This window comes from Sediminibacterium sp. KACHI17, from assembly GCF_040362915.1.
Classification (GTDB): domain Bacteria; phylum Bacteroidota; class Bacteroidia; order Chitinophagales; family Chitinophagaceae; genus Sediminibacterium.
In genome coordinates this window covers 313,935-326,391 of the sequence record NZ_AP029612.1, presented here as the reverse complement: position 1 = coordinate 326,391, position 12,457 = coordinate 313,935, and the positions used below count along the sequence as shown (strand labels likewise).

Genomic DNA, 12,457 nt, shown 5'->3' with positions numbered 1-12,457 from the left:
ATACCAATCATCACGCCTGTTTTCAATGAGTGAAGCTTTTGAGCTGGAAAGCATGTTCAATGATTTCACCACCCAGTGGCTGAGTCACGGTACACCTGTAAAAGGGTATGCAAATTTGTTTTTCGGACAATTCATTGTCATCATGGCTGATGAAACAGCTACCGGCGTCAGCGGATGTAGTACAGATAGTTCAGTAAGAATGATCAAAGAGATCGAAGCACGCTTTAAAGTGAATATGTTTGATAGACAACAACTGGCATTTGTTGTAAAAGATAAAGTTCAGTTATTACCACTTTCTCAACTGAATTATGCATTGGACAATGGATTCATTCTTCCGGATACTATATATTTCAATAACCTGGTTGCAACTAAAAAAGAATGGATGGATAACTGGATGATCCCGGTGCAGAATAGTTGGCTGGCATCTAAGATGAAAGTGAAATAATCAATTGAATTACACTCCACGCGCCTTTTTAATAGCATCTTGTTTTTGCTTATCGCTTAGTTGAGATTTTTGTACAACCTTATTCAACTGATAGCTAATGGCAACTCTGAAATTGCGAGTATTGCTGGAATTGAAACTTTCTAAGTTGAAATTGGCCCCATAAGTATAATTGGTAAATCGTTGAGGCGTAAATGGATCGATCGCATTGAAACTTAAAATAAGTCTGCGATCAAAGAATCGATGTTGTACACCCAGATTCATGTTCACATTACTTCTGCTTCTACCCTGTGGATTGGCGAAATTACTGAACCGAACACTCCCTTCAAATGTCAACACATTACTGGGTGTAAACGTATAATTCAGACTGCTATAAAAGCTACTCCCATCACGATACCGATACAATTTCTTTTCTGTTTCGCTGTATTTGTTCATCGTATACCCCATACTGGTATTTACGCGCAATTGCTTGCTAAATGTATATCCGCCCCATACACTTGCTTCATATTCACGTCTGTCAGCAATATTCAACCAACTCACTTCTGTCTTTCCATCTCCTACCAGGTTACGAATAGAGTTGAATACATCTTTCAACCGGTTATAACCTAAGGAAGTATTGATATAATATTTGCCTTTGATCCAACTCATGTTCCAATCAATATTATCTGATAAAGTGGGACGCAAATAAGGATTACCAAAACGTAAATTATAAGGATCACTATAATCAACATTCGGATTCAATTCCCCAATTCCTGGTCTGCGAATAGTTGCCCGATATACAATAGTAGAGTTGAATGATTTATTGAATTCTTTTCGCAAGGATATATTGGGCAGTAAGTTCCAATACCCATTATTCACATCTGCACTATTGCCCTTGATAAAAGCAAAACCCATTTCTGTATGTTCTGCCTGCACCCCTGCATTCAATCTCCATCCTTTACCGAATGGCAATCCAAATCCTGCCCTTGCTGTGAAAATATTTTGACGGAATTCAAAATCATTACTAAGCAGATCATTCGGAATGAAGACTCCGTCTGATTTTCTAAGAAAACTTGTGTTCAGGGTATTATGAAAGAAGGATCTGTTATAAAATACACCGGTAGAAAAATTAGCTCCCTTCTTTTTTAAAGGCTTATTGTAATCAGCCCGAATAGAAGCTGAGCGGTTGAAATTATCAAAGAACTGAGACTGGGTAGAATCAATGCCGGTAGCAGAAAAATCAGGATTCAGGAATTCCTGGAAGAATGCCCTGTCATTGTTGTTCTTATTGGCATTTACATTCAGGATCATACGAATGAATTCTGCCGGATTTTTGGCTTTATGCGTATACGATAAAGAAGCATTATGCCCATAACCCTCCCCCTCACTACCATTGGTTCGTGTGCTATTTCTATACACTTCCTTATTGCGATTGATATTGACAAACGTATTTATACTTTCATTGTCGTAATAACTCAGGTTACCTTGATAGGTAAAATTCAGTTGGTTTTGTTTGTTCAACTCAAAATCAGTTTGAACACGAAGATTGGGTCTTAGATTTTTATTTTCGAATGAACCGGTCGTATTAAAATAGTTGATCGAATCACGATAGATGTTTTCTCGTTTAGAATAACTATCCCCTGTTAAAATACTTCCGCCTAATCCAGCGGTGATATTGATAGAGAAAGGTTGTGTCCGATAACTTGCATTGGCTGCTAAATTCCCTTCTCCTCTTGTTCCCACGCTAAGTGTCGTTCTGCCTACCCAACCGATCTTTCCTTTCTTGGTAACAATATTGATCACTCCTCCGGTCTCTGTTGCATACTGAGGCGGTGGATTGGTCATGATCTCAATCTTTTCAATACTACTTCCGGGCAAACTCTCAAGAAGATCCTGTAATTGTTGTGCATTCAATTCTGTAGGCTTATCGTCAATGAGAATACGCGGTTCTTTTCCTTTCAATAATATTTTACCGGTTGGATCATTATTCACCAATGGCATATTCTTCAATAATTCAGCAGTACTTGCTCCTCCACTCAATGCACTTTCACCAACATTGTACGTGATCTTATCATCCTTGTTTTCAATCAAAGGTTTTTCTGCATATACAATCACTTCATTCAAAGCACTTGCGGCATCATTGAGTTTAATATCTCCTAAATTGAAATCATATCTTTCAGGGCGCAGATAGATACTGTCAATATTCATCTGTGCAAAACCAACCATGACCACACTGATTCGATAATAACCCAGTGAGAGCTTACTGAACTCAAAAGCTCCATTTTTATCCGCAACGGTTGATGATTTCCTTGTAGTATCACTCAGATCTTTTAATTGAACTGATGCATATGCCAAAGGTTTGCCTGTCTTGGCTTCCAGTATATTGCCAATAATGAGTCCCAACTGTGCGCGAGATTTCTCAGGTGTATTCTGAGCCGTAAGTGTGAAGGATAGTAAGATTCCTATCCCAAAAAGATAAATTCTCAAGGTCTATCGATTGCTGGAGAACAAATTAAAGATTAATAGGTTATTATTGGCGAAATTCTATACAATTGGCCCTATCTCCTCAAAAATCGGCGGATAGGACATTTAAATGGATATAATTACCGTTAAACTATGTACACGATTTTTGGTATCCCCAACTGCGACACCGTTAAGAAAGCGATCAATTGGTTAAAAGAAAATAAGATCGACTATCAGTTTCATGATTATAAGATCTCCGGTATAGACGCCCCCACTTTACAATCATGGACCGAACAGGTGAACTGGGAGATCATCTTTAATAAAAGATCAACGACCTATAAAGAACTGCCGGCCTCCTTACAAAAGTCTATCACAACCGCCGCTAAAGCGATCCCGGTAATGCAAGAACATACCAGCATCATTAAGCGACCCGTAATCGTCAAAAAAGGAAAAGTTGTGGCGGTGGGGTTTGATGAGAAAAAATACGAAGCAATATTTGGTTGATAGTCCATAGTCCATGGACCATGGACTATGGACTATGGTCTATAGTCTATTTCAACAACTCTCTAAGCTTATCCTGTAAAGCCTGAGCACGTAGGTCTCTGGCTATGATCTTTCCATTGGGATCGATCAACATATTGGCGGGGATACCTTGAATATTGTACATCTTCGCAACTTCATTATCCCAGTATTTCAGATCACTTACATGGGTCCAATCCAGTTTATCTACCTTAATTGCTTGTAGCCAGTTATTTTTATCCTGATCTAACGAAACACCTAGTACCGTAAAATTTTTGTCTTTATAGGTATTGTAAGCAAGTACAACATTGGGATTTTCTTCCCTGCAAGGTCTGCACCAGCTCGCCCAAAAATCTACCAATACATATTTCCCTTTGAAAGAAGATAAAGAGATAGGCTTACCATTCACATCTTTTTGTGTGAAATCAAGCGCCTGTGAGCCCACACGACCAATTTTTGATTTTGTGAGGGTTTGTGCAATCACTTCTGCATAAAATCCTTTTTGCACGATGGGTTGTAAATCATTGTATCGGGCTTCCAACTCATCCAAATCTTCGTACAATGGTCCTACTGCGAATAAAACAAATGGACTTACAGGAGATGCAGCATTGTTTTTTATGAACTCTGCAGCAGTAGCGAGTAATATGGCTTTATTCTGATTGAAAACATTGATCAATGAATCTCGTTTTCCTGTAGCAGCAGATTGTTGATTGATGGTATTAGCGAGCGCATTCAATTTGTCTTTCAGCGGATTGAACTTTACACGAAAACGTTCATAATCCTTCTGAACGGCAGAACCACTGATAACAGCTGCTTCCAGATTGCTGATTTCTCCATCCAGGTTAACAGCATCATTCCCGATGAATAAATCAAGTTTCTCATTCTTCCCATTGAATCCGATCTGTACCAATTCCGGATGAGTCAGTTTCCCCTTTAGTGTAAACTGCCCCTCTTTTGCGGTAGCGGTGGCAATGGTTTGGCCGGTAACACCATTGATCAGAAAAACAGTTGTATTATCTGATAACCCTTTCAGTATGCCTTTGATCTCATAACTATCAACACCCACTTGTGCCAGTATACTCAGGGGCATGAATAATAAAAAAAGTAGTTTTTTCATGTTATCTCGAATGTCTTTTTTTCAATATATCGATGACAGACTGTAATTTATGACCTTTGGCGTTAAGCAAAAGTAAATAATGGAATAAGAGGTCTGCGGCTTCATTTAAAAACAACTCTTCATTGTCATCTTTTGCTTCAATTACTAACTCTACCGCTTCTTCACCTACTTTTTGTGCTACTTTATTGATCCCTTTAGAAAAGAGTTTAGCGACATAAGACTCATCCGGCGAAGCTTGTTTACGTAAACGAATGATATCTTCAAGGTATAAGAGAAAGTCTTCACTATGATTTCGCTCGCTCCAACAAGTATCTGCTCCGGTATGACAAACAGGTCCTACCGGATGCGCCTGGATCAATAAAGTATCCTGATCGCAATCGACTGCCATACTTTTCAGTTCCAGAAAATTACCGCTTTCCTCACCCTTGGTCCAGAGTCTGTTTTTACTGCGACTGAAGAAAGTAACTTTCCCTGTTTCTTCCGTTTTGGTCAATGCTTCCTGATTCATAAAGCCCAACATCAATACTTTATGGGTAGCGATATCTTGTACGATAGCAGGTACTAATCCATCTGCATATTTTGAAAAATCCACTTTCATAGTTCAATTATTTTATACTCCTCGATTTGCTTATCCTTCATAATGCTATATCCAATGTCTATGATTCCTTATTGCCTGACCGGCACTCCATTTTCTGCAAGATACTGCTTCAATTCCGGTATCCCTATTTCCTTGAAATGAAAGATACTGGCTGCCAGTGCGGCATCAGCCTTCCCTTCTTTAAATACAGTTGTGAAATGTTCCATCGAACCTCCACCCCCGGATGCAATGACCGGAACCGGTAAAGCTTCTGCCAGTTGTGCGGTGATATCCAGTGCAAATCCTTGCTTGGTTCCATCATGATTCATAGATGTAAGCAGGATCTCACCGGCACCCAGTGCTACTCCCTTTTTTGCCCAATCCAGGCAAAGGGTTTCTGTTTTTACGCGTCCACCATTCAGGTATACATACCAGTTGCCATCATCTTCCTGACGGGTATCGATTGCCAATACCACACATTGTGATCCGAACTCCTTAGATAATTCTGCGATTAGTTCCGGTCTTTTAAATGCAGCTGTATTTACAGATATTTTATCTGCCCCATTTTGCAGCAATGCGCGTACATCATCTACACTACTGATACCACCACCCACCGTAAAAGGGATATTGATCTTGTGTGATATTTTATTGACCAACTCACTCAATGTTTTTCTTTTTTCATTGGTAGCGGTGATATCCAGAAACACCAATTCATCTGCGCCAGAAGCTGCATACAAGGCCCCCAATTCTACCGGATCCCCTGCATCTCGTATATTTTCAAAATTGACCCCCTTAACAGTGCGGCCATCTTTGATATCTAAACAGGGTATGATTCTTTTTGTCAGCATCTTTTAAAATTGATTTCCTGAAATCTTATCCTCTGCTAATCTTTTGTTCTGCTTTCTCTGTGTTACAAAGATTCACAAGAAGAAAGAAGAATAAGAGGTTACGCAGAGACTTAATACATTGTATTCATTGATTTAGGCATTAAAAATAGACAACTCATTCAATGTGATTCTATTTTCATAAATGGCTTTCCCAACGATTGCACCTTTGCACCCGATTGCTTGTAACTGTTCCAGATCAGCAAGATTGCTTACCCCTCCACTAGCAATAAAATGAAGGTCAGGAAATGCATCAATAATTTTCTGATACAAAGCCACGGATGGACCTTCCAGTTTCCCATCCTTACTCACGTCTGTACAAAAAAGTTGTGCGATTCCGTGAGCATGGTTTTGTTGGATAAAATCCAGGATATGGATCTCAGTTGTCTCGAGCCAGCCTCCAATCGCAATTTTTTCATCTTTAACATCCGCACCCAATAAAAATTTAGATGCTCCATAGGTTGATAACCATGCTACAAATGTCGCTTCTTCTTTTACGGCTAAACTACCGATCGTAGCATATGCTGCACCGGAGTCAAAAACAATACGCAGGTCTTCTTCTTTTTTTATTCCACCACCAAAGTCAATGACCATATTGGTTTTAACAGTCAACTGCTCTAGTATTTTCCAGTTCTTTACAGCCCCTGCTTTTGCACCATCGAGATCTACCAGATGTAATCTTTGCAACCCAGCATCCTGAAATTGCAACGCTACTTCCAATGGATTTTCATTGTATATCGTCTTTTGGGCATAATCACCCTGTGTAAGTCTTACGCATTTTCCATCAATAATATCTATGGCCGGTATGATTTGCATGTCTCGATTTATAAGGTTAAAAAGTTCTTTAGTATTTGCTCTCCCACAGTCGCACTTTTCTCCGGATGGAATTGTACACCATAAAAATTATCCCGGTGTAATGCTGAGCTATACGGTTGAATATAATCTGTTGTTGCGATGGTATGATCACCCTTTGCAGCATAATAACCATGCACAAAATAACAGAAGCTATTTTCGGGAACACTTTTAAAAAGAGTGGTAGAAAGATCACTGATAGTATTCCAACCGATCTGAGGCACTTTCAGTCCTGCTGACTTCTCTGGCTGAAACAACTTCACCTGTTCATCAAAAATACCCATACAGGTTGTATCATTCTCTTCTGAATGTTTACACATCAGTTGCATACCCAGACAAATTCCTAATACCGGCTGTTTCAACTCTTTGATCAACAGATCCAGCGATCTGGATCTCAGATAATGCATAGCAGTACTTGCTTCCCCAACACCCGGAAAAATGACTTTATCTGCCGAACGAATCAATGCATGATCATCCGTAACAAGTGCAGAAGCCCCGATTCTTTCTAGAGCGTATTGAACAGACTGAATATTACCTGCATTGTATTTAACGATCACTACATTCATAATACTTGTTTCAAAAATTCAGTGGTCAATGATTGAATATCTCCGGGCTGCGCTAATGCCTTGATATAGGCCGAACCTATGATCGCTCCATTTGCATATTGGCAGGCAGCATCAAAAGTAGCTTTGTCTTTGATCCCAAATCCTACCAATACCGGATTACGGAGTTGCATAGCTTGCAAACGTTGTAAATACACGGTCACCTGATCAAAATCTTTTTCATTACCCGTAGTAGCTGATGAACTTACTGCATACAAAAAACCACTGCTCAATTGATCAAGTTTTTGTATCCGCTCAAAAGAGGTCTCAGGTGTCACTAAAAAAATAAAATCAAGCCCGGCTTTTCGGATCATATCGCCATAGATGGTTTCATACTCGTACTCCGGAAGATCAGGAAGTATCAATCCGTCCACACCTACCGCAGCGGCATCATCGCAAAATTTCTGGAACCCATATTGTATCACAGGATTCATGTATCCCATTAAGATCAGTGGTATTTGCGTTTTCGAACGGAGAGCTTTTAATTGATCAAATAACACTTCGATACTCATTCCATTCTGTAAGGCTTGACTACTACTAGCCTGAATTATTGGACCATCCGCTAATGGATCACTATAGGGCATCCCTAATTCGATCAGATCGGCGCCTGAGCGCTCGAGAGAAAGTATGACATCCATTGTACTATTTAACTCAGGATAACCTGCAGTACAGTACACATTCAATACCCTTTCTTTTTTTACACCAAACAATGCTTGTATTCTACTCATAATGTTGGACTGGTAAAAATTATAGTTGCTGCATATAAGTGGAAAGATCTTTATCACCTCTTCCACTCAGGCAAATGACTACTACATCTGTTGGTTTAAGATTTAGTTTACTTAATACAGCAAATGCATGTGCTGTTTCCAGAGCAGGAATGATTCCTTCTGTTTTACTGACATGGAATGCCGCTGCTAATGCTTCTTCATCTGTAGCAGACAGAAATACACCTCTTCCACTGGTAAACAAATGCGCATGCAAAGGGCCGATTCCCGGATAATCCAATCCAGCAGAAATACTGTGTGGCTCTATTACTTGTCCATCTGCTGTTTGCATCAACAGACTCTTACTGCCATGCAAAATACCCGGCTTCCCTAATTGAGTAGTGGCTGCACTCATACCCGACTGAATACCATGACCGGCAGCTTCCACCGCTACTAATTGAACGGATGGTTCATCTAAAAAATGATAAAAAGCGCCCGCTGCATTACTTCCACCTCCAACACAGGCGATCACATGTGTTGGCAATTCTTGACCTCTTTTATCTTTGAGTTGTTTTCGCGTTTCAGCACTGATCACACTCTGAAATCTGGCAACCATATCCGGATAAGGATGCGGACCTACTACACTTCCAATAATATAATGTGTATCATTGGGATGATTGATCCAATCACGTATTGCTTCATTGGTAGCATCTTTGAGTGTTTTACTGCCACTCGTAGCAGGCACCACTTTAGCTCCCAACATTTTCATCCTTGCTACATTGGGTGCTTGTCTTTCAATATCTTTTTCACCCATGTACACAATACACTCCATCCCTTTCAATGCACACACAGTAGCAGTAGCTACACCATGTTGTCCAGCGCCTGTTTCTGCAATGATCCTGGTCTTGCCTAATCTGCGTGCCAGCAATATTTGTCCGATCGTATTGTTGATCTTATGCGCTCCTGTATGACAAAGATCTTCACGCTTCAAATAAATAGTGGCATTGAATTCTTTACTCAATCGTTCTGCAAGAAACAATGGCGTAGGTCTGCCAACATAGTCGTGCAACAGCTCATCAAATTCTGCTTTAAAAATAGGATCATTCATAATAGACAGATACTGTTCACGCAGCTCTTCTACATTACGATGTAACATTTCAGGGATATAAGCTCCTCCAAATTGTCCGTAATAACCTTGTACATCTGGGTTCTGAAAACTAGTTGTCGCCATCACTTTATGGTTTTGATCTCATTTACAAATTTTTCTACTACCTGCATATCTTTTAATCCGGGAATGGTTTCAAACTTACTGTTCACATCCAAGCTGAACAGATCCTTTGCAACCGGGTCCTGAATAAATGCTTTGATATGCTCAACATCATCCGGACCTATTCCTCCACTGAGGAAAAAAGGCTTATTGATATGTAATCCTTTTAAAACCGACCAATCAAATTTCTTTCCTGTTCCTCCATAACCCGCACCTTCTGTATCAAATAAAAACATGTCTGCGATATCCTGATAATCTTTGATCTTCCAAAGCACCTGATCATCTTCTCTTAAACGAAATGCTTTGATCACGTCAATATAGTCTGCCACTTTCTCACAATACTTGGGTGTTTCATCACCATGTAACTGTACCATCTGCAATCCACATTCATCTACAATCTCTAACAACTCTTCAACAGGAGCGTTCACAAAAACACCCACTTTATTAATATGTTGACCTCTGATCTTTTTGATCTCCGGTCTGGGCATATGCTTGAAGATATACCTGGGTGATTTATGGTAGAAAATAAATCCGGCAAACTCAACACCTATCCTATCAAGATGTTTGATTTGCTCCATTTGTGTCATGCCACAGACTTTGATACGCATGTTACCTTGCTTTTAGTTGATTGACAAAATCAGCAAAAGCAATCGAAGGATGGGGCTCTTTCATGAAATTTTCCCCGATCAAAAAACCGCTGAACCCGGCTTCGCGTAAAGTTACGATAGTATCTACATTACTAATACCACTTTCTGCTATTGCGGTCTTACCGGCCGGAATTTGCTTGATCAGCTGCAATGAAGTATTGATATCTACTTCAAAGGTTTTCAAATTTCTGTTATTCACTCCAACCATATCTACCATATCACTGATATGATCTAATTCTGTCTCGTCATGAATCTCCAACAGCACTTCCAACCCTAATCCCTTGGCACAGGCGCCCAACTGATTAACTGCTGCGGGTGTTAAACATGCCGCGATCAGTAGTATTACATCTGCACCCATTGCTTTGGCTTCATATACCTGATACGCATCGATCATGAAATCCTTACGCAGAATGGGTACTTGTTGTATGCGTGCTCTTTGAAGATCGCCTACACTTCCGCCAAAAAAATCTGTATCTGTCAATACAGAAATACCTGACGCGGCTGTTGCATAAGCAGCAGTCACTTCTTCCACACTGGCTGAAGCATTGATGATCCCTTTTGAGGGCGACTTTCGCTTGAACTCTGCAATGATACCGGTGCGTGTTTCATCCCCTAAAAAAGAAGATAGCGATAGTGTTGGTCTTGAAAAGAAAGTCTGTTGCGTAAGCGCTTCAACAGATATCTTATCTTTTGCAGCAAGCACTTCCATTCTTTTCTTCGCAACAATAGTGTCCAATATATTCATGTTATTGCAGATTGATCAGTTGTTCTAATGTTTGATAGGCTTTTTTGCTTTCCAGACTTTCTACTGCAGCTGCATAAGCATCATCATAATGCTGATAATGGCCGGTTCCGAATAAAGCCATTGCAGCATTCGCTAAAACAACGGCATTCTGCGCCCAGCTTCCTTCTCCTTTGATGATTTTTACAAATAGCTTTGCCGCTTCTTCTGCAGTATTACCACCATAAATATCTTCCGGCATCACCATTCGTTTACCTAATTGCTCCGGTGTCAGGATTCGCTCTCCCTCATTTGTGATCACTTTCGTATCATTTGTCAAGGATATTTCATCATAACCATCCAAACTATGAATAACAGTAAATGCCTTTCCTGTTTCCTGTAAGAGATAATTATAAATACGTGCCATCTCTAAATTATACACCCCGACCAACTGATAAGCTGGCGCTGCCGGATTCACCATCGGACCAAGCATATTAAAAAAAGTACGTACCCCAAGTTGTTTGCGGATCGGTCCCACCACTTTCAGTGCCGGATGAAAAAACGGAGCGTGCAGAAAACAAATATTGGTTTGATCCAATTCCTGATTCAATTCATCTACATTGTTTTTAAACCGATATCCCAATTGCTCCATCACATTTGAGGCACCACTTACCGATGATGCTCCATAGTTACCATGCTTGGCCACCTGATGTCCTGCACCGGCTACAATAAAACAAGATAAGGTAGAGATATTGAACGTGTTTTTACCATCACCCCCTGTTCCCACGATATCCATTACTGAACGACCCTTCAAATCAGCAGGTACACACAACTCAAGCAATGCATCTCTGAACCCTTGTAATTCTTCAATGGTGATGCTTCTCATGAGAAACACTGTAATAAATGAAGATATCTCTGCATCATTGAATTGTCCGGCAGACATTTGCAGCAAAATCTCTTTCGCTTTTTGACGACTCAAAGTTTTATGTTCAAATAAATATTGTAATATCTTTTTCATAATGTTGAATGATTCTATTTTACTCCTCATGATTGTTTTAACCAGTTCCGCAATATCTTTTCTCCTTCTGGCGTGAGAACACTTTCAGGATGAAACTGCACGCCTTGTACATCGTATGTTTTATGTCTCAACGCCATGATATAGTTATTCTGATCTCTTGCCGTCACTTCCAGTTCATCAGGAAATTCATCATCACTGATAACCCAGCTATGGTAACGTCCAACGATCAAATCATTTTCAAATCCCTGAAAAACATCATTGCTCCTTTGTTGACCGCTGAGCAATTGCAATTGAATAGGTGTTGCTAAACCATGATATACAGTGGTCAGGTTCACCAGTTTACCCCCAAAAGCTTCTCCTATGGCCTGATGCCCCAAACAAACACCCAGTATCGATTTTTTTGCAGCATACGCTTTGATCAAAGGCAATAGCAATCCTGCTTCTGATGGTATGCCGGGACCGGGAGATAAAATGATCTTATCAAATTCATCCACCTTATCCAGATCGATCTGGTCGTTTCTGAATACTGTGACTTTATCGCCCAATATCTTCTCCACCAGATGAACCAGGTTATATGTAAATGAATCGTAATTATCGAATACTAGTAGTTTCACGCTTGCTGTTTGATTTTTTGATCTTTGATTTCTTGATTTCTCATTTCACCT

The 12,457-nt window shown here is 40.0% G+C and carries 14 protein-coding genes; 2 read left to right on the top strand and 12 right to left on the bottom strand.

The window, feature by feature from the left end:
* Positions 1 to 25: 25 nt before the first annotated feature.
* On the top strand, positions 26 to 445 hold the full coding sequence (locus ABXG83_RS01315) for a hypothetical protein (RefSeq protein WP_353549694.1): 420 nt from the start codon (positions 26 to 28) through the stop codon (positions 443 to 445).
* A 9-nt stretch (positions 446 to 454) separates the two neighbouring features.
* Here the strand turns inward: ABXG83_RS01315 and ABXG83_RS01310 are convergent, their stop codons facing one another.
* Positions 455 to 2,908: an outer membrane beta-barrel protein gene (locus ABXG83_RS01310; RefSeq protein ID WP_353549693.1), complete on the bottom strand. Its 2,454-nt coding sequence runs from the start codon at positions 2,906 to 2,908 to the stop codon at positions 455 to 457.
* Between the two features lie 129 nt (positions 2,909 to 3,037).
* Between ABXG83_RS01310 and ABXG83_RS01305 the strand changes: the two genes are divergently transcribed.
* Positions 3,038 to 3,388 (top strand): arsenate reductase, encoded by a 351-nt coding sequence (locus tag ABXG83_RS01305; RefSeq protein WP_353549692.1) that lies wholly within the window; start codon positions 3,038 to 3,040, stop codon positions 3,386 to 3,388.
* 46 nt (positions 3,389 to 3,434) lie between these two features.
* Here the strand turns inward: ABXG83_RS01305 and ABXG83_RS01300 are convergent, their stop codons facing one another.
* The 11 genes from ABXG83_RS01300 to ABXG83_RS01250 form a co-directional block, all read right to left on the bottom strand.
* Positions 3,435 to 4,520 carry a TlpA disulfide reductase family protein gene (locus ABXG83_RS01300; protein ID WP_353549691.1) on the bottom strand — a complete coding sequence of 362 codons (1,086 nt, stop codon included), beginning with the start codon at positions 4,518 to 4,520 and terminating at the stop codon, positions 3,435 to 3,437.
* Position 4,521: 1 nt separating this feature from the next.
* Positions 4,522 to 5,118, bottom strand: a complete 597-nt coding sequence (gene hisIE / locus ABXG83_RS01295) for a bifunctional phosphoribosyl-AMP cyclohydrolase/phosphoribosyl-ATP diphosphatase HisIE (RefSeq protein ID WP_353549690.1) — start codon at positions 5,116 to 5,118, stop codon at positions 4,522 to 4,524.
* Positions 5,119 to 5,186: 68 nt separating this feature from the next.
* Positions 5,187 to 5,945, bottom strand: a complete 759-nt coding sequence (hisF, locus tag ABXG83_RS01290; RefSeq protein ID WP_353549689.1) for an imidazole glycerol phosphate synthase subunit HisF — start codon at positions 5,943 to 5,945, stop codon at positions 5,187 to 5,189.
* Between the two features lie 132 nt (positions 5,946 to 6,077).
* Positions 6,078 to 6,797, bottom strand: a complete 720-nt coding sequence (gene hisA, locus ABXG83_RS01285; RefSeq protein ID WP_353549688.1) for a 1-(5-phosphoribosyl)-5-[(5-phosphoribosylamino)methylideneamino]imidazole-4-carboxamide isomerase — start codon at positions 6,795 to 6,797, stop codon at positions 6,078 to 6,080.
* Between the two features lie 8 nt (positions 6,798 to 6,805).
* Positions 6,806 to 7,399 carry an imidazole glycerol phosphate synthase subunit HisH gene (hisH, locus tag ABXG83_RS01280; protein ID WP_353549687.1) on the bottom strand — a complete coding sequence of 198 codons (594 nt, stop codon included), beginning with the start codon at positions 7,397 to 7,399 and terminating at the stop codon, positions 6,806 to 6,808.
* Positions 7,396 to 8,163, bottom strand: coding sequence for a tryptophan synthase subunit alpha (gene trpA, locus ABXG83_RS01275; protein ID WP_353549686.1), 768 nt, complete (start codon positions 8,161 to 8,163; stop codon positions 7,396 to 7,398). The genes hisH and trpA overlap by 4 nt, the downstream gene beginning before the upstream one ends.
* Positions 8,164 to 8,182: 19 nt before the next feature.
* The gene (gene trpB, locus ABXG83_RS01270) at positions 8,183 to 9,370 is read right to left on the bottom strand and encodes a tryptophan synthase subunit beta (protein WP_353549685.1); all 1,188 of its coding nucleotides are present in this window, start codon (positions 9,368 to 9,370) and stop codon (positions 8,183 to 8,185) included.
* Positions 9,370 to 10,014 carry a phosphoribosylanthranilate isomerase gene (locus tag ABXG83_RS01265; RefSeq protein ID WP_353549684.1) on the bottom strand — a complete coding sequence of 215 codons (645 nt, stop codon included), beginning with the start codon at positions 10,012 to 10,014 and terminating at the stop codon, positions 9,370 to 9,372. Before ABXG83_RS01265 ends, trpB begins: the two co-directional genes overlap by 1 nt.
* Before the next feature lies 1 nt (position 10,015).
* Entirely contained in the window at positions 10,016 to 10,798 is a 783-nt protein-coding gene (gene trpC / locus ABXG83_RS01260) for an indole-3-glycerol phosphate synthase TrpC (protein ID WP_353549683.1), read from the bottom strand.
* A 1-nt stretch (position 10,799) separates the two neighbouring features.
* Complete coding sequence (gene trpD, locus ABXG83_RS01255; protein WP_353549682.1) at positions 10,800 to 11,792, bottom strand: anthranilate phosphoribosyltransferase; 993 nt, start codon at positions 11,790 to 11,792, stop codon at positions 10,800 to 10,802.
* 26 nt (positions 11,793 to 11,818) lie between these two features.
* The gene (locus tag ABXG83_RS01250; protein WP_353549681.1) at positions 11,819 to 12,406 is read right to left on the bottom strand and encodes an aminodeoxychorismate/anthranilate synthase component II; all 588 of its coding nucleotides are present in this window, start codon (positions 12,404 to 12,406) and stop codon (positions 11,819 to 11,821) included.
* Between the last annotated feature and the right edge of the window lie 51 nt (positions 12,407 to 12,457).